The organism is Pseudomonas putida, assembly GCF_002025705.1.
GTDB lineage: Bacteria > Pseudomonadota > Gammaproteobacteria > Pseudomonadales > Pseudomonadaceae > Aquipseudomonas > Aquipseudomonas putida_J.
This window is the reverse complement of record NZ_CP018846.1, coordinates 3,942,289-3,959,872: the sequence shown is the minus strand read 5'-3', so window position 1 is coordinate 3,959,872 and position 17,584 is coordinate 3,942,289. Positions and strand designations below refer to the sequence as shown.

Genomic DNA, 17,584 nt, shown 5'->3' with positions numbered 1-17,584 from the left:
ACCTTCATCAAGCAGTTGGGCTTGCGCATCCATTGCGTTCCACTACTTGAGGAAAGGTCGATGACCATGTCTCTGGGTACACGGATGGGGGCCGAGCTGGTCGGCACCTTCTGGTTGGTTCTTGGTGGCTGCGGCAGTGCCGTACTTGCAGCCAGTTCTCCCGTCGGCATCGGCGTGCTCGGTGTCGCTTTCGCTTTCGGGCTCACCGTGCTGACCATGGCGTTCGCCATCGGTCATATCTCCGGCTGTCACCTCAACCCCGCCGTGTCGTTCGGGCTGGTGGTGGGCGGGCGCTTCCCTGCCAAGGAGTTGCTGCCCTACGTCATCGCCCAAGTGATCGGCGCGATTCTGGCAGCTGCGGTGATCTACTTCATCGCCAGCGGCAAGGCCGGCTTCGAGCTGTCATCGGGCCTGGCCTCGAACGGCTACGCCGATCATTCGCCCGGCGGCTATTCGCTGGGGGCGGGCTTTGTCAGTGAAGTGGTGATGACGGCGATGTTCCTGGTGGTGATCATGGGCGCCACCGATGCCCGTGCCCCGGCAGGCTTCGCGCCGATTGCCATCGGCCTGGCCCTGACCCTGATCCACCTGATCTCGATCCCGGTGACCAATACCTCGGTCAACCCCGCGCGCAGCACGGGGCCGGCCTTGTTCGTCGGTGGCTGGGCCCTGCAGCAGCTTTGGCTGTTCTGGGTGGCGCCGCTGATCGGGGCTGCGATCGGCGGCGCGCTGTACCGGGGCCTGGCGAAAGAGCCTTAGCGCTGATGCACGCAGCGCCCAGCAGCGTAGGTTTCGCGCACGGTGCGGTCGTCGCCCAGGGTGGTCAGCACGAACAGGGTCTCTTCGATGCTGCTGGACTGCTGAATGCGGTAGTCCAGTAGCGGCGTGGCCTTGTAGTCGAGCACCACGAAGTCGGCATCGTTGCCTGGGCGCAGGCTGCCGATACGGTCGTCCAGGCGCAGTGCGCGAGCGCCACCGAGGGTGGCCAGGTACAGCGATTTGTAAGGGTGCAGGCGCGCGCCTTGCAGCTGCATCACCTTGTAAGCCTCGTTCAGGGTGTTGAGCAGCGAGAAGCTGGTGCCGGCGCCGACGTCGGTGCCCAGGCCCACATTGACCTTGAAGCGCTCGGCCTGGGGCAGGTTGAACAGGCCGCTGCCGAGGAACAGGTTGGAGGTCGGGCAGAACGCCACGGCCGAACCGGTTTCGGCCAGGCGCTGGCATTCGCTGTCGCACAGGTGCACACCGTGGGCGAACACCGAGCGCTCGCTGAGCAGCTCGAAGTGGTCATAGACGTCCAGGTAGCCTTTTTGCTCGGGGAACAGCTCTTTTACCCAGTCAATTTCCTTGAGGTTCTCGGACAGGTGGGTGTGCATGTACAGCCCTGGATATTCCTTCAGCAACTGACCGGCCAAGGCCAGTTGTTCTGGTGTGCTGGTCGGGGCGAAGCGCGGGGTCACCGCGTAGTGCAGGCGGCCCTTGCCGTGCCAGCGTTCGATCAGCTGCTTGCTCTGGGTGTAGCCGGACTCGGCAGTGTCGGTCAGGTAGTCCGGGGCGTTGCGATCCATCATGACCTTGCCTGCGATCATCCGCAGGTCCAGGCGCTCGGCTTCTTCGAACAGGGCATTGACCGACTGCGGGTGCACGCTGCCAAACACCAGGGCGGTGGTGGTGCCGTTGCGCAGCAGTTCCTTGAGGAAGATCTTCGCCACCTTGTCGGCGTGATCCTTGTCGGCGAACTGCTTCTCGCAGGGGAAGGTGTAAGTGTTGAGCCAGTCCAGCAGCTGTTCGCCGTAGGAACCGATCATGCCGGTCTGCGGGAAATGGATGTGGGTATCGATGAAGCCCGGGGTGATCAGGGCGTCCTGGTAATGCACCACTTCGATGTCGGCTGCCAGGCTTGGCAGCAGCTCGCTGGCAGGGCCGACGGCACTGATGCGGCCATCGTCGATCACCAGCAGGCCGTCCTCGAAGTACTCATGGGAAGCGTCCAGGCCTACCTCGGCCGGGTCGGCGATGCTGTGCAGGATGGCGGCACGGTAGGCTTTGCGGGTAACGGTCATAACACACTCGTCAAATGGCTTGGCTGCGCCGGGAGGGCGGCAGCAACTGGGCAATGGGGCCGGCGTTGGCGGCAGCGTCGTGCTGGCCGAAGCAGGCGTTGTAGGTGGCAATGATTTCGCCGGCGATGGACACGGCAATCTCGATCGGCAGCTTGCCCTTGACCTCGGGCAGGCCCATCGGGCAGCGCATGCGCGCCAGTACGGCATCGTCGTAGCCGCGCTCGCGCAGGCGGTGCTCGAACTTGACCCGTTTGGTCTTCGAGCCGATCAGGCCGAACCAGGTGAAATCATTGCGCTTGAGAATGGCGGCGGTCAGTTCCAGGTCGAGCTGGTGGTTGTGGGTCATGACGATGCAGTAGCTGCCTGGCGGCAGGTCCGCGACTTCGTCGACCGGTTCCTCACTGACGACCTTGCTTACCCCGTTGGGGATGAATTCGGGGAATTCCTGTTCACGCGAGTCGATCCAGCGCACCCGGCAGGGCAGCGCGGCGAGCAAGGGTACCAGAGCGCGGCCGACATGGCCCGCGCCGAACACGGCAATCTGCGCCTGCACCGCGGCCATCGGCTCGAACAGCAGCACGGTGGCGCCGCCGCAGCACTGGCCGAGGCTGGCACCGAGGCTGAAACGCTCCAGGTGCGGGGTGCTGCGGTGTTCCTCGAGCATCTGCCGGGCGATGTGCAGGGCCTTGTATTCCAGATGGCCGCCGCCGATGGTGTCGAACAGGCCGGTGGCGCTGACGACCATCTTCGAGCCGGCGTTGCGCGGGGTCGAGCCGCGTTCCTCGATGATGGTCACCAGCACGCAGGCTTCGCCGCGGGACTGATGGTCGGCGAGGGCGTTGATCCATTGGTGCATGATTCAGATCCTCTTCAGATCAACCCGGTCCGCTTTTTGTGGGAGCGGCCTTGTGTCGCGAAAGGGCTGCGCAGCAGCCCCAAAACTCTATGTTGTGGCAAAGATCCTGGGGCCGCTTCGCGACCCTTTCGCGACACAAGGCCGCTCCCACAAAAAAGTGGGCCTGCAGTATTACTGGGTGACGGTTTCCAGTTCCGGCTCGGCAGGCTGTGCTGCAGCCACCGCCTTGCGCATCTGCTCACAACCCCACAACACCCGCTCCGGTGTCGCCGGCGCGTCGATGTTCGGCTGCACGCGATAGTCGGCGATGCTGGCCACGGCATCCTTGAGCGCGCACCAGGCGGCGATGCCGAGCATGAACGGTGGCTCGCCCACGGCCTTGGAGTGGAACACCGTGTCTTCCGGGTTCTTGCGGTTCTCCACCAGCTTCACCCGCAGGTCCAGCGGCATGTCGGCAACCGCCGGGATCTTGTAGCTGGCCGGGCCGTTGGTCATCAGCTTGCCCTTGGCGTTCCACACCAGCTCTTCGGTGGTCAGCCAGCCCATGCCCTGGATGAAACCGCCTTCGACCTGACCGATGTCGATGGCCGGGTTCAGCGAGTCACCCACGTCATGCAGGATGTCGGCGCGCAGCATCTTGTACTCGCCGGTCAGGGTATCGACGATCACTTCCACGCAGGCAGCGCCAAAGGCGAAGTAGTAGAACGGCCGGCCGCGCGCCTGGCTGCGGTCGTAGTAGATCTTCGGCGTGCGGTAGAAACCGGTGCTCGACAGCGATACCTGGCCAAAGTAGGCCTGCTGCACCAACTGCTCGAAGCTGACGATCTGGTCGCGTACACGCACATGGCCGTTTCGGAACTCGACGTCTTCCTCGGTCACCTGATAGTGCCGTGCGGCAAATTCGGTGAGGCGCTTCTTGAGGATCTCGGCGGCGTTCTGGGCGGCCTTGCCGTTCAGGTCGGCACCGCTGGAGGCAGCAGTCGGCGAGGTGTTTGGCACCTTGTCGGTGTTGGTGGCGGTGATCTGGATGCGGCTGAAATCGACCTGGAAGACCTGCGCCACCACCTGTGCCACCTTGGTGTTCAGGCCCTGGCCCATCTCGGTGCCGCCGTGGTTCAGGTGGATGCTGCCGTCGGTGTAGATGTGGATCAGCGCGCCGGCCTGGTTGAGGAAGGTGGCGGTGAACGAGATACCGAACTTGACCGGCGTCAGCGCCAGGCCCTTCTTCAGGACCGGGCTGTTGGCGTTGAAGCGGCGGATCGACTCGCGGCGTTCGGCGTAGTCGCTGCTGGCTTCGAGCTCGGCGGTCATTTCCTCGAGCATGTTGTGCTCGACGGTCTGGTAGTAGTGGGTGACGTTACGCTCGGTCTTGCCGTAATAGTTGGCCTTGCGCACGGCCAGCGGGTCGCGGCCCAGGTGGCGGGCGATGTGGTCCATCACCTGTTCGATGGCGACCATCCCCTGTGGGCCGCCGAAGCCGCGGTAGGCGGTGTTGGAGGCGGTGTTGGTCTTGCAGCGGTGGCCGTGCACGGTGGCATCGCCCAGGTAATAGGCGTTGTCGGAGTGGAACATGGCGCGGTCGACGATCGACCCGGACAGGTCGGGCGAGTAGCCGCAGTTGCCGGCCAGGTCGAGGTTGATGCCGTGCAGGCGGCCGTCGTCATCGAAGCCGACGTCGTACTCCACGTAGAACGGGTGGCGTTTGCCGGTCATGGTCATGTCTTCGACCCGTGGCAGGCGCATCTTGGTCGGCTGGCCGGTCAGGCGTGCGACTACCGCGCACAGGCAGGCCGGGCTTGCGGCCTGGGTTTCCTTGCCGCCGAAACCGCCGCCCATGCGGCGCATGTCCAGTACCACCTTGTTCATTGGCACGTCGAGCACTTCGGCGACCAGCTTCTGCACTTCGGTGGGGTTCTGCGTGGAGCAGTAGACGATCATGCCGCCGTCCTCGGTGGGCATCACCGAGGAGATCTGGGTTTCCAGGTAGAAGTGCTCCTGGCCGCCGATGTGCAGGGTGCCTTGCAACCGGTGCGGGGCGCTGGCCAGGGCTGCGGCTGAATCGCCGCGCTGGTGGGTGTGGCTGTCGAGCACGAAGTGTTTCTTGCGCAGCGCATCGACCACGTCCAGCACGGGCTCCAGGTCTTCGTATTCGACGATGGCGGCCATCGCTGCGCGGCGTGCGGTTTCGAGGTCGCGGGCTGCCACGGCGAGCACCGGCTGGCCGAAGAATTCGACCTTGTCGATGGCCAGCAGCGGGTCGCCGGCGACCACCGGGCCGATGTCTTTCAGGCCCGGGATGTCTTCGTGGGTGATGGCGATGCGCACACCTTCGAAGGCGTAGCACGGCGTGGTGTCGATGCGCAGGATGCGCGCATGGGCGCGGTCCGCGGTACGCGCATAAACGTGCAGCTGGTTGGGGAATTCCAGGCGGTCGTCGATGTACAGCGCTTCGCCCGACACATGCTTGTCGGCGCTGTCATGCTTGACGCTGCGGCCGACCCCGGTGGTCAGGTCCTGGCTGAACAGTTCGGCCATCTCGGCCTGGCTCTTGGCTACGTGATGGTTAGACATAGTCGGTCACCCGGGTCTCGATGTAGGGCGTTTGCTGTTCGATGAAGTACTTGCGCAGCAGGTTCTGTGCGGTCAGCAAGCGGTACTCCTTGCTGGCGCGGAAGTCGCTGAGCGGGGTGAAGTCTTCGGCCAGGGCCTGGCAGGCACGCTCGATGCTGGCCTGGTTCCACGGTTTGCCGCGCAAGGCCGCTTCGCAGGCGCGGGCGCGTTTCGGGATGGCTGCCATGCCGCCGAAGGCGATGCGCACGCCGCTGACCACGCCGTCTTCGATGCTCAGGTTGAAGGCGGCGCACACGGCGGAGATGTCGTCGTCCAGGCGCTTGGACACTTTATAGGCACGGAAGGCCCAGTCGTTGCTGGCGCGTGGCACGATGATCTTCTCGATGAACTCACTGTCCTGGCGGGCGGTGATGCGGTAGTCGATGAAGTAGTCTTCCAGCGGCATCACCCGCTGGCGCTCGCCCTGGCGCAGGACCACCTGTGCATCCAGGGCAATCAGCAGGGGCGGCGAGTCGCCGATTGGCGAGGCGTTGCCGATGTTGCCGCCCAGGGTGCCCTGGTTGCGAATCTGCAGCGAAGCGAAGCGGTGCAGCAGGTCGCCGAAGTCCGGGTACTCCTCGTTGAGTGCGCCGTAACAGTCGGTCAGCGGGGTGGCAGCGCCGATTTCCAGGTGGCTGGCGGTCTTGTCGATACGTTTGAGTTCGGCGACGTGGCCGACGTAGATCATCACCGGCAGGGTCTTGTGGAACTGGGTGACTTCCAGGGCCAGGTCGGTACCACCGGCCAGCAGGCGCGCTTCGGGGTGCGAGCTGTACAGGTCGGCCAGGTCGGCCACGGTCAGCGGCACCAGGCAGCGCTTGTCGCCGCTGTTGAGCTCGCCGGTCTGGGTGGGGGTGATGGCCTTGAGGCGGGCGATGGTCTGCGCCTGCTGGGCGTCGAACTGGTCGCGGCAAGGCTGGCGGCAGCTTTGCTCGGCGGCGTCGAGGATCGGGCGGTAGCCGGTGCAGCGGCACAGGTTGCCGGCCAGGGCTTCCTGGGCCTGATGCAGGTCGGCGCCCTGGCTGTTCTTCTGCAAGGCGAACAGCGACATGACAAAGCCAGGTGTGCAGAAGCCGCATTGCGAGCCGTGGCAGTCGGCCATGGCTTGTTGCACGCTGTGCAACTGCCCGTTGTGCTTGAGCCCTTCGACGCTGATCAGTTGCTTGCCGTGCAAGGAGGAGACGAAGGTCAGGCAGGAGTTCAGGCTGCGGTAGCGCAGGTTGTCCTCGCCTTGTTCGTCCTGGACAAGCTCGCCGACCACCACGGTGCAGGCGCCGCAGTCGCCACTGGCGCAGCCTTCTTTGGTGCCGGGTTTGCCCAGGTGCTCGCGCAGGTACTGCAGCACCGTCATGTTCGGGTCCAGGGCATGCTCACTACGCAGCTCCTGGTTGACGAGAAACTGGATCACGGGGATGGCCTCGCAATGGTTTTATTGTTGTTGGGCGGACAATAAGCAGACCTGTCGCGGTGGTCAATAATTTTCTGACTCAAAGGTCAGGAAATTATTCGTGCCTGTGTCTCACCGAACGATGTGCCCATACCTCAAGCATAGATCGCGCCGCCCGGCTGGCTGGTCGACGGGGCAAAGAAAGCGCCACGCCCCTCTGCGCGTGTGCTGGGCAAGTGCGCTACAATCGCTCCCTTGTGCCCAGTTCAATGATTTTGAAGGAAAACCATGACGTTCAAGGCGCCGGACAGCCTCTCCGAGCAGATTGCCGACTACCTGGCCGAACGCATCATTCGCGGCGAGCTTGCGCCCGGTGAGCGGATCCAGGAGCAGAAGGTCACCCAGGCCCTCAGTGTCAGCCGTGGCTCGGTGCGCGAAGCGTTGTTGATCCTCGAACGTCGCCATCTGGTGGCGATCCTGCCGCGTCGTGGCGCCCATGTGACCCAACTGGACGAGCGCGGCGTACGCAGCCTGTGCACCCTGATGGGCGAGTTCTACATCCTGCTGGGCAATGCGGTTGCGCAAAAATGGCGCAGCGAGGGCGACCTGCGCCCGTTCCTGGACATCCAGCAGCGCTTGCGCCAGGCCCGCGAGCAGCAGGACATCAAGGTCTTCGTCGCCGACAGCTTCGCGGTGATGCGCGCTGCCTACCCGTTCGCAGACAACCCTTACCTGCAGGAAACGGTCGAGAACCTGCAGCCGGCCATGAGCCGTGCCTACTACCTGGCCCTGGATCAGCGCCAGGCCAACATGGACGACTACCTTGACCTGTTCGCCCGCCTGCTCGAAGCCGTGGTTGCCCGCGACCTGCCGCGCATCCGCGAGGTACTCACCGCCTATGGCCAGCGCAGCTGCGAACTGGTGCTGGCGGCGCTGGCCCGGGGCTGACCGATGCGCCTGAAGTGCATTCGCCTGGCCGGGTTCAAGTCGTTCGTCGATCCCACCACGGTCAACTTCCCCAGCAACATGGCGGCCGTCGTCGGCCCCAATGGCTGCGGCAAGTCCAACATCATCGACGCGGTGCGCTGGGTGATGGGCGAGAGTTCGGCGAAGAACCTGCGTGGCGAGTCGATGACCGATGTCATCTTCAACGGCTCCACCAGCCGCAAGCCGGTGAGCCAGGCCAGCATCGAGCTGGTATTCGACAACAGCGAAACCACCTTGCTCGGCGAGTACGCCGCCTACGCCGAGATTTCCATCCGCCGCAAGGTAACTCGTGACGGGCAGAACAGCTATTACCTGAACGGCACCAAGTGCCGCCGTCGGGACATCACCGACATCTTCCTCGGCACTGGCCTGGGCCCGCGCAGCTACTCGATCATCGAGCAGGGCATGATTTCCAAGCTGATCGAGGCCAAGCCTGAAGAGCTGCGCAACTTCATCGAAGAGGCGGCCGGCATCTCCAAGTACAAGGAGCGCCGCCGCGAGACCGAAAGCCGAATCCGCCGTACCCAGGAGAACCTGGCGCGGCTGACCGACCTGCGCGAAGAGCTGGAGCGTCAGCTCGAACGCCTGCATCGCCAGGCCCAGGCTGCAGAAAAGTACCGCGAATACAAAGCCCAGGAGCGCCAGCTCAAGGCGCGCCTGTCGGCCCTACGTTGGCGCGACCTGGACGAGCGCGTGCGCCAGCGCGAGGCGGTGATCGGTGACCAGGATGTCGCCCATGAGGCGCTGGTTGCCGAGCAGCGTAATGCCGACGCCAGCATCGAGCGCCTGCGCGACGGCCATCACGAGCTGTCGGAGCGCTTCAATCAGGTTCAGGGGCGCTTCTATTCGGTGGCCGGTGATATCGCCCGGGTGGAACAGAGCATCCAGCACGGCCAGCAGCGCCTGCGCCAGTTGCAGGACGACTTCAAGGAAGCCGAGCGTACCCGCCAGGAAACCGAATCGCACCTGGGCCATGACCGCACCCTGCTGGCCACCCTGGGTGAAGAGCTGGCCATGCTCGAGCCGGAGCAGGAGCTGACCCTGGCCGCCGCCGAAGAGGCTGCCGCCACCCTCGAAGAAGCCGAGCTGGGCATGCACGGCTGGCAGGAGCAGTGGGACAGCTTCAACACCCGATCTTCCGAACCTCGGCGTCAGGCCGAAGTGCAGCAAGCGCGCCTGCAGCAGCTGGAAGCCAGCCTGGAGCGCCTGGCCGAACGCCAACGCAAGCTGGTCGAGGAAAGCGAGCAACTGACGGTAGATCCGCAGGATAGCTCCCTGCTGGAGCTTTCTGAACAACTGGCCAGCAGCGAAATACTGCTCGAAGAGTTGCAGTTGTCGGAGCAGCAGGTGGTCGAGCGCCTGGAAAGCGTGCGCGAGCAACTGCAGCAGGCGACCCAGGCCCAGCAACAGCAGCAGGGCGACCTGCAGCGCCTCGGCGGCCGCCTGGCCTCGCTGGAGGCGCTGCAGCAGGCCGCGCTGGAGCCGGGCATCGGTGCTGCCGATTGGCTGCGCGAACAAGGGCTGGAGCAGCGCCCGCGCCTGGCTGAGGGGCTGCGCGTGGAGCCGGGTTGGGAGCTGGCGGTGGAAACCGTGCTGGGTGCCGATTTGCAGGCTGTGCTGCTGGACGATTTTGCCGGCCTGGATTTCAACGCCCTGGAGCAGGGCGAGCTGCGCCTGTTACTGGCGGCCGGGGGTGGTGAGCGTCAGCCCGGCAGCCTGCTCGACAAGGTCGAAGGGCACATCGATCTGGCCCCGTGGCTGGGCCGGGTGCAGCCGGTCGAAGACCTCGCCGAAGCCTTGGCAAGGCGCGCAGCGCTGGGGGAAGGGCAGAGCCTGGTGAGCCGCGATGGCTACTGGGTTGGCCGCCATTTCCTGCGCGTCAGCCGGGGTGGCGAAGCCCAGGGTGGCGTGCTGGCTCGCGGCCAGGAAATCGAACGCCTGGGCCAGGAGCAGGTGGAGCTTGAAGCAGCGCTGGAGCATCAGGAGCAGCAGCTTCAGGTAACCCGCGAGCAGCAGCTAGAGCTGGAGGAGCAGCGTGAGCAGCTGCGCCGCCGCACCCAGGAAGAAAGCCGCCAGCACGGCGAGTTCAAGGCCAGCCTGTCCGCTGGCCGTGCCCGTGCCGAGCAGGTCGAGCTACGCCGCCGCCGGCTGCAGGAAGAACTGGCCGAGCTTCAGGAACAACGTGCCCTGGAGCAGGAGCAACTGGGCGAGGCGCGCCTGGTGCTGCAGGAGGCTCTGGACCTGATGGCCCAGGATACCGAGCAGCGCGAGCAGTTGATGGCGCGCCGCGACACCTTGCGCGAAGGCCTTGATCGCATTCGCCAGGAAGCCCGTCAGCACAAGGATCACGCCCACCAGTTGGCAGTGCGCCTGGGTTCGCTGCGTGCTCAGCACGACTCCACCCGCCAGGCCTTGGAGCGTCTGGAGCAGCAGGCCGCACGCCTGAGCGAGCGCCAGGAGCAACTGAGCCTGAACCTGGAAGAGGGTGAGGCGCCGCTCGAAGAGCTGCGCCTGAAGCTCGAAGAGCTGCTGGAGCGGCGCATGAGCGTCGACGAGGAAATGCGCCTGGCGCGGCTGCACATGGATGAAGCCGACCGCGCATTGCGCGACGCCGAAAAGCGCCGCACCCAGGCCGAACAGCAAGCCCAGCTGCTGCGTGGCCAGCTGGAGCAGATGCGCCTGGAAAACCAGGGCCTGGACATCCGCCGCAAGACCTTGCAGGAACAATTGCTGGCCGACGGCTACGATTTGCAGGGTGTGCTCGCCACTGTCGAGGCGGATGCCAGCGAGCAGGGCACCGAGCAGGAACTGGAGCAGATCGAAGGGCGCATTCAGCGCCTGGGTGCGATCAACCTGGCGGCCATCGAGGAATACGAGCAGCAGTCCGAGCGCAAGCGTTACCTGGACGCCCAGGATGCCGACCTGGTCGAAGCCCTGGATACCCTGGAAAACGTCATTCGCAAGATCGACAAGGAGACCCGCAACCGCTTCAAGGATACCTTTGATCAGATAAATGCCGGATTACAGGCACTTTTTCCAAAAGTTTTCGGTGGCGGCAGCGCTTATCTGGAACTGACGGGCGAAGATCTACTCGATACAGGGGTGACGATCATGGCGCGTCCGCCGGGCAAGAAGAACAGCACCATCCATCTGCTGTCCGGCGGCGAGAAGGCACTGACCGCGTTGGCGCTGGTGTTTGCCATCTTCAAGTTGAACCCCGCACCGTTCTGCATGCTCGACGAAGTCGATGCGCCGCTGGACGATGCCAACGTCGGGCGCTACGCCCGGCTGGTCAAGGAAATGAGTGAAAGCGTGCAGTTCATCTACATCACCCATAACAAGATTGCCATGGAGATGGCGGACCAATTGATGGGGGTGACCATGCACGAGCCCGGTTGTTCACGTCTTGTTGCAGTTGATGTCGAGGAGGCGCTGGCCATGGTAGACGCCTGATGAGCGAAGATAGGGCGAAAACTGTAGGCAAATGCCCCTGTCATGTGCGACAGACGGTGTAAAGTTGTCTTTGGTCGTGCTAGCTTAATGTCACTCGTTTTTTGCGTGGGTAAAACGCCTGTCAGAACATAGAGTTGGCGCCACGTGTTAAAGGGCTTTGAACCCTTTGTTTTCAAGCATATTTTTATAGAGGCACGGGATTACATGGAAATCGGTCTGCGCGAGTGGCTGATCGTCATCGGCGTCATTGTCATCGCCGGTATTCTTTTCGACGGCTGGCGCCGCATGCGCGGCGGAAAAGGCAAGCTGAAATTCCGTCTGGATCGCAGTTATTCCAACCTGCCGGACGAGGAGGGCAGCGCTGAAGTGCTCGGCCCGTCGCGGGTGCTGGATACCCAGAAGGAGCCTGAACTGGACGAGGCCGACCTGCCGTCGCTCAGCGCACCGGCGCGTGAGCGCGAACGTGAGCGCGAGCCCAAGCCGGCCAAGGCCAGCAAGCGTGGCAAGCGTGCGGTAGAGGCGCAGCAGCAGGGCGACCTGAACCTGGCCGCCGAACCGCGCGAGCCTGACCTGTTCGCCGATGCCGACGAAGAATTTGTTGCCGACAACACCCGCAGCAGTGGTTTTGCCGCCACCGGCAACGCGGCCAAGGAGCTGCCGCTGGTCGAGGAAGTGCTGGTGATCAGTGTGATTTCCCGCGATGAGGGCGGTTTCAAGGGGCCAGCCCTGCTGCAGAACATCCTCGAAAGCGGCCTGCGTTTTGGCGAGATGGACATCTTCCACCGCCACGAGAGCATGGCGGGTCACGGCGAAGTGCTGTTCTCCATGGCCAACGCAGTCAAGCCGGGCATCTTCGACCTGGATGACATCGACCACTTCAGCACCCGTGCCGTGAGCTTCTTCCTCGGCCTGCCAGGCCCGCGTCATCCGAAGCAGGCCTTCGACGTGATGGTGGCTGCGGCGCGCAAGCTGGCCCATGAGCTCAATGGCGAGCTGAAGGACGACCAGCGCAGCGTGCTGACCGCGCAGACCATCGAGCACTACCGCCAGCGCATCGTCGAGTTCGAGCGCCGTGCGCTGACCCAGAAACGCTGATAGATCCAGACGAAAGAGCAGCCTGTGGGCATGCTGGCCGGTTCAAGACTTGTTGTCGTCTGTGCCGGCCCTTTCGCGGGCAAGCCCGCTCCCACAGGTATGCCACTGCCCTTGAGGCGTGTGGCGTACCTGTGGGAGCGGGCTTGCCCGCGAAGGGGCCGCTACAGGTAGTCAGACTCTTAAGCCCCAAGCATCCCTCCAGGCTGCTCTTTTTGCTTTGCAAGAGACCCTGACCCATGAACGCCGAAACCCGAATCCACGAACTGCGCGCCGAGCTCGACCAGCACAACTACCGCTACTACGTGCTCGACGAGCCAAGCGTGCCCGATGCCGAATACGATCGTCTGTTCAATGAACTGAAGACGCTCGAAGCCGAGCACCCGCACCTGGTCACCCCTGATTCGCCTACCCAGCGTGTCGGCGGAGCTGCCTTGGCGGCCTTCAGCCAGGTGCGTCATGAAGTGCCCATGCTCAGCCTGGGCAACGCCTTCGAAGAAGCTGACCTGCGCGAATTCGGCCGCCGCGTGGTCGATGGGCTCGACCAGCCGGGCGCCGTGGATTTCAGCTGCGAACCGAAACTCGATGGCTTGGCAGTGAGCCTGCTGTACCGCGATGGCCAGCTGGTGCAGGGCGCTACCCGTGGCGACGGCACCACTGGCGAAGACATCAGTGCCAATGTGCGCACCGTGCGCAACATCCCGCTGAAGCTGCAGGGCGAAGGCTGGCCCGCCGTGCTTGAAGTGCGTGGCGAGGTGTACATGAGCAAGGCCGGCTTCGACCGCCTCAATGCCGCCCAGGCCGAGGCCGGCGGCAAGACCTTCGCCAACCCACGCAACGCGGCTGCCGGCAGCCTGCGCCAGCTGGACTCGAAGATCACCGCCAGCCGCCCGCTGGAGTTCTGCTGCTACGGTGTCGGGCAGGTGTCCGAGAGCATCGGCGAGAGCCATATCGGCATTCTTGAGCAGCTCAAGCAGTGGGGCCTGCCGATCAGCCGCGAGCTCAGGCATGCGGCCGGTATCGAAGAGTGCCTGGCCTACTACCGCGACATTGGCGAACGGCGCAACAGCTTGCCGTACGAGATCGATGGCGTGGTGTTCAAGGTCAACAGCCTGGCGGCTCAGCGCGAGCTGGGCTTCCGTGCGCGCGAACCGCGCTGGGCCATCGCCCACAAGTTTCCGGCCATGGAAGAGCTTACCGAAGTGCTGGACGTGGAGTTCCAGGTCGGCCGTACCGGCGCGGTCACGCCAGTGGCGCGCCTGAAGCCGGTCAAGGTGGCAGGTGTGACCGTGTCCAACGCCACCCTGCACAACATGGACGAAATCGCCCGGCTGGGCCTGCGCATCGGTGACACAGTGATCATTCGCCGTGCCGGTGACGTGATTCCCCAGGTGATGCAGGTGGTGCTCGAACGCCGCCCCGAAGATGCGCGGCCGGTCGAAGTGCCGACCGAGTGCCCGGTGTGTGGCTCGCAGGTCGAGCGCACTCAGCTGGTCAAGCGCAGCAAGGGCAAAGAAACCACCAGCGAAGGCGCGGTGTATCGCTGCGTCGGCCGTCTGGCCTGTGGTGCCCAGCTCAAGCAGGCAATCATCCACTACGTCTCTCGCCGTGCCATGGACATTGATGGCCTGGGTGAGAAGAGCGTCGAGCAATTGGTGGATGAAGGCCTGATCGGCTCTCCGGCAGACCTGTACAAGTTGGAGTTCGACCAGATCGTCGGCCTTGAAGGTTTCGCCGAGGTTTCCAGCAAGAAACTGCTGGACGCCATCGAGGCCAGCAAGCGCCCGAGCCTTGCGCGCTTCATCTATGCCCTGGGCATCCCGGACGTGGGCGAGGAGACCGCCAAGGTCCTGGCCCGCTCGCTGGGCAGCCTGGCGCGCGTACAGCAGGCGCTGCCGCAGGTGCTGACCTATCTTCCGGATATCGGCCTGGAAGTAGCGTACGAGATCCACAACTTCTTCGAGGACGAGCACAACCGCAAGGTCATCGAGCAGTTGCTGGCCTGCGGCATGCAGTTGCAGGACGAGGGCGAGCTGGCTGCCGAGTTTGCCGCCAGCACTACCCTGGCTGGCATGATCGCCAAGCTCGACATCCCCTCGGTCGGCCCGACAGGTGCGGAAAAGCTGGTGGCCAAGCTCGACAGCCTGGACAAGATCATTGCGGCTGACGGCATCGACCTGCGCCAGGCGCTGGCGGCGAAACAGGCAGAAGCGGTGCGTGAATTCTTCAAGGAGCCGGTCAACCAACAGCTGGCCCGCGACATCGAGGCACAACTGCTGGCCTTCGGTATGCACTGGAGTAGCGAGAAGAAAGTTGCCGAAGGCCTGCCACTGGCCGGCCAGACCTGGGTGCTGACAGGGTCGCTGGAGCGCTTCAGTCGCGACATCGCCAAGGAAAAGCTGGAAGGCCTGGGTGCCAAGGTGGCCGGCTCGGTCTCTGGCAAGACCCACTGTGTGGTCGCAGGCCCGGGTGCCGGCTCCAAGCTGGCCAAGGCCAGTGAGCTTGGTGTTAAGGTGCTGGATGAGGAAGCCTTCGTCACTTTCCTGGCAGGGCATGGCATCACTGTCTGATCCTGCGCGGCCTTTGTAGGAGCGGCCTTGTGTCGCGAAAGGGGTGCGAAGCGCCCCCTCTAACTGTGCCGTGACTCGATTTTGCGGGGGCTGCTTTGCAGCCCTTTCGCGACACAAGGCCGCTCCTACACGAGCCCTGGCCCAGGGCCCGATCAGCCTGACCCCGGACAAGTCATTGAGAAATGATGACTTTTTCTCGCGCAGAGGTTGTATCTTCGCCCCAGACCGGTACAATGGCGCGGCTCGCTGCTTGGCGAGCCGCGTAGTGGTGGCCCCATCGGTCCCCCCGCATTGATTACCCGTTAACCTGGTCAGGCCCGGAAGGGAGCAGCCATAGCGGGAACATCGAGTGCCGGGGTGTGGCTGGTGGGGCCGCCTCCATTACGCAAGTCCTTGAATTCTCAAGGATTTCTCTCTCAAAAAATCTTGAAGTGGACCAGTGCCGTAGTACACCTGAGTGGTGCACCATAGGCGCGATTCTAACTCCTATTTGCTCCTATCTCTATTAGAGGGGTCGATTGTGCCCTGTCGCAGCTCCTACCTAGGTGCAGGTTACGCTGTGCTCGTATCGTTTTGAGGCGTTCGTTCGGATGTCAAGTTGCAGTTGATTATGTAGAATTGTGCAATGTGATTCTTGATTTTCAGTGTGCAGTCATTTGCAACGACAGGCTGTCAGTGTTAGATACTTTGGGGTGAGCGATCATGGATCGAGCGTACTGCATCAGTCTCAACAAAGAGGTTACTGCAAAAGAGGTAGTAGAGCTTTATCGTCAAAACGTAATTACGAAGAAAGACGATTTTGCATGCTTGGACGCATCCTGTAGGGCGAGGTATGTTTGTGCGAATTTAGGACGGAAGACTTATAAAGTCGATCACTACTTCAAAACGGCACGTAGGACTGAAGGGCACTATCCGGGCTGTTCATTTGAGCCTAAGTATACAATTCCAGCTCTCAATGTCTTAGGGAGAGGGAGGCGCGAAAGATCTTTCATAGCAGATGCTACGGAGATTGTGTTTGAAACTAAGCGTCGAAAAGGATATTTTGGAGTTCCAGTCCGTATACGACAGTTCCCTGCCGATGACATAGTAAACCTTCGTTACGTGTCTAATCGTCCGTCTGGTGAGGGTTCGGGGGTGGCTAATCCGAAGTGCTACTCTATTGAGACGCTTTTAAATGGCGGGTGGTCCCTTCGTCGAGGGCTGGTTATTGATGGTAATTCGGGTACGATTAAGTCCGCCTTCGTTCCGGTAGATAACCAGAGTCCGGATGTCTATAGACGCTTTATATATTGCGGCTTGGCAGTCTGTATGGATTCCTGTGAGAGGTATATATGTTTTAAGTTTGGACGATGCTTCTCTGTTCCGAGTAATGGAGCTCCTGTTGTTGTGCGACTCTTGGCGACTACCGTCTCAGAGTCTGTTAATCAGGCGCGTGCATATTATCGAGGTTTATTAGAGCGACTTCTGGCAGTTGCTAAGATTGTTGATAAGCGTCCGGAAAACCAAATTTTTCTGTATGTGTTTGGTGTTCCTAAGTATGATGAGGCTGATGGTGTCTGGAATATAGATATCGATAGTCTTGATCATATTTATATGGAGGGACGGTGTCATCGCTCCGATCTTATAGCAAATATATATCGTGATCCGGAACTTAATGATCACTATTTTGTGTGATTTTGTTTGTGTGTGTGGGGTGGTTGATGAGATTTCATCTGTTTTGGGGTGAGGTGCTGTGATGGAAGCCGACAAATTCCGTAAAGCGATAGATGGTGATGAAGGGTTCAAGAAGAAAAGGGCAAACCTGTTCTATCTGTCGTTATTGTTACTTGCGATAGTTGTCAGTGGTGCTGATATCAAAGAGGCTAGTAGCCTGATTTTCAAGATCGAATTTACAAATCACGAAAACTTGCAATGGCTTCTGGTTGCGGGCGTTATCTACAGTATGTTGCGCTACTACGCCTACTCCGAGGTCTACCGAGACGAGCTCTTCAAGCGATGGTCCGATAAAATGCTAAGTAATCCCTCTATATATTACCTAGACCATGAAATACATGAAGTGACTGGGCATATCGGAGAAGCCATAAACATTTATGGCGGTGATGAGCCGGGACTGGCTGCACCTGAATACTTGAAAACAGGAATTTTGCAACGAAAAATTGCTTATCCTTCAAAAGAGAATCACTCATTTTATGGAGAGTGCGATATAACGCGCTACGTGGACTTAAATACGTATAGCAAGAAGTGGACGCGTAAGGATTTCATGCTGTTACTGTGGTTTGAAACCAAATACAGAGTTAACGCTTGGGTTTCACATAGGGAAACTTTAGACCTAGTCGCCCCATACCTGATGGCTGTTGGTGCACTAGCTATTTTCTTCTGCAAAAAAGTTTCCTTAGAGTGCGGGGTGCCCACATTGCGAGGGTAATACCACAATCATGGTCATCAATGTGGCTGAAGGCCAAGAAATTACGTGGGTTAGCGTGCTGGTGATTCTGTTAGAATCACGTCGGCTAATGGATGCTTTTTACTGGATAAAAAATTCCGCACTTGGTGGGGGTCTTTTTCAACT

At 61.7% G+C, this 17,584-nt stretch carries 11 protein-coding genes and 1 other RNA gene; 8 read left to right on the top strand and 4 right to left on the bottom strand.

All coding sequences use genetic code 11. From position 1 onward, the window contains the following. Positions 1 to 60: 60 nt before the first annotated feature. The gene (gene aqpZ / locus BUQ73_RS17870) at positions 61 to 759 is read left to right on the top strand and encodes an aquaporin Z (RefSeq protein WP_027921254.1); all 699 of its coding nucleotides are present in this window, start codon (positions 61 to 63) and stop codon (positions 757 to 759) included. Here aqpZ and guaD read toward each other — a convergent pair. The 4 genes from guaD to xdhA form a co-directional block, all read right to left on the bottom strand. Next, entirely contained in the window at positions 756 to 2,060 is a 1,305-nt protein-coding gene (guaD, locus tag BUQ73_RS17865) for a guanine deaminase (RefSeq protein ID WP_079229069.1), read from the bottom strand. The genes aqpZ and guaD overlap by 4 nt on opposite strands. A gap of 10 nt (positions 2,061 to 2,070) precedes the next feature. Next, positions 2,071 to 2,916, bottom strand: coding sequence for a xanthine dehydrogenase accessory protein XdhC (xdhC, locus tag BUQ73_RS17860; RefSeq protein ID WP_079229068.1), 846 nt, complete (start codon positions 2,914 to 2,916; stop codon positions 2,071 to 2,073). 171 nt (positions 2,917 to 3,087) lie between these two features. Then, on the bottom strand, positions 3,088 to 5,487 hold the full coding sequence (gene xdhB / locus BUQ73_RS17855; protein ID WP_079229067.1) for a xanthine dehydrogenase molybdopterin binding subunit: 2,400 nt from the start codon (positions 5,485 to 5,487) through the stop codon (positions 3,088 to 3,090). Further along, positions 5,480 to 6,934 carry a xanthine dehydrogenase small subunit gene (xdhA, locus tag BUQ73_RS17850; RefSeq protein ID WP_079229066.1) on the bottom strand — a complete coding sequence of 485 codons (1,455 nt, stop codon included), beginning with the start codon at positions 6,932 to 6,934 and terminating at the stop codon, positions 5,480 to 5,482. Before xdhA ends, xdhB begins: the two co-directional genes overlap by 8 nt. Before the next feature lie 267 nt (positions 6,935 to 7,201). Here xdhA and BUQ73_RS17845 point away from each other — a divergent pair, with 267 nt between their 5' ends. The 7 genes from BUQ73_RS17845 to BUQ73_RS17810 all read left to right on the top strand — a co-directional run bounded on the left by BUQ73_RS17845 (position 7,202) and on the right by BUQ73_RS17810 (position 17,440). Continuing rightward, positions 7,202 to 7,861 (top strand): GntR family transcriptional regulator, encoded by a 660-nt coding sequence (locus BUQ73_RS17845; protein WP_079229065.1) that lies wholly within the window; start codon positions 7,202 to 7,204, stop codon positions 7,859 to 7,861. Positions 7,862 to 7,864: 3 nt separating this feature from the next. Then, complete coding sequence (gene smc, locus BUQ73_RS17840; RefSeq protein WP_079229064.1) at positions 7,865 to 11,353, top strand: chromosome segregation protein SMC; 3,489 nt, start codon at positions 7,865 to 7,867, stop codon at positions 11,351 to 11,353. Between the two features lie 204 nt (positions 11,354 to 11,557). Beyond that, the gene (gene zipA, locus BUQ73_RS17835; RefSeq protein ID WP_079229063.1) at positions 11,558 to 12,448 is read left to right on the top strand and encodes a cell division protein ZipA; all 891 of its coding nucleotides are present in this window, start codon (positions 11,558 to 11,560) and stop codon (positions 12,446 to 12,448) included. A gap of 236 nt (positions 12,449 to 12,684) precedes the next feature. After that, the gene (gene ligA, locus BUQ73_RS17825) at positions 12,685 to 15,015 is read left to right on the top strand and encodes an NAD-dependent DNA ligase LigA (RefSeq protein ID WP_079229062.1); all 2,331 of its coding nucleotides are present in this window, start codon (positions 12,685 to 12,687) and stop codon (positions 15,013 to 15,015) included. Between the two features lie 275 nt (positions 15,016 to 15,290). Next, positions 15,291 to 15,387, top strand: an RNA gene (gene ffs, locus BUQ73_RS17820) — signal recognition particle sRNA small type. 1,023 nt (positions 15,388 to 16,410) lie between these two features. Beyond that, on the top strand, positions 16,411 to 16,689 hold the full coding sequence (locus BUQ73_RS28160; RefSeq protein ID WP_152031573.1) for a hypothetical protein: 279 nt from the start codon (positions 16,411 to 16,413) through the stop codon (positions 16,687 to 16,689). A 61-nt stretch (positions 16,690 to 16,750) separates the two neighbouring features. Next, entirely contained in the window at positions 16,751 to 17,440 is a 690-nt protein-coding gene (locus BUQ73_RS17810; RefSeq protein ID WP_079229060.1) for a hypothetical protein, read from the top strand. Positions 17,441 to 17,584 lie beyond the last annotated feature (144 nt).

What these genes read in the sequence shown, in the direction of transcription:
- aqpZ (WP_027921254.1), top strand. Translation starts at nt 61, where the DNA reads ATGACCATGTCTCTGGGTACACGGATGGGGGCCGAGCTGGTCGGCACC.
- guaD (WP_079229069.1), bottom strand. Translation starts at nt 2,060, where the DNA reads ATGACCGTTACCCGCAAAGCCTACCGTGCCGCCATCCTGCACAGCATC.
- xdhC (WP_079229068.1), bottom strand. Translation starts at nt 2,916, where the DNA reads ATGCACCAATGGATCAACGCCCTCGCCGACCATCAGTCCCGCGGCGAA.
- xdhB (WP_079229067.1), bottom strand. Translation starts at nt 5,487, where the DNA reads ATGTCTAACCATCACGTAGCCAAGAGCCAGGCCGAGATGGCCGAACTG.
- BUQ73_RS17845 (WP_079229065.1), top strand. Translation starts at nt 7,202, where the DNA reads ATGACGTTCAAGGCGCCGGACAGCCTCTCCGAGCAGATTGCCGACTAC.
- smc (WP_079229064.1), top strand. Translation starts at nt 7,865, where the DNA reads ATGCGCCTGAAGTGCATTCGCCTGGCCGGGTTCAAGTCGTTCGTCGAT.
- zipA (WP_079229063.1), top strand. Translation starts at nt 11,558, where the DNA reads ATGGAAATCGGTCTGCGCGAGTGGCTGATCGTCATCGGCGTCATTGTC.
- ligA (WP_079229062.1), top strand. Translation starts at nt 12,685, where the DNA reads ATGAACGCCGAAACCCGAATCCACGAACTGCGCGCCGAGCTCGACCAG.
- BUQ73_RS17810 (WP_079229060.1), top strand. Translation starts at nt 16,751, where the DNA reads ATGGAAGCCGACAAATTCCGTAAAGCGATAGATGGTGATGAAGGGTTC.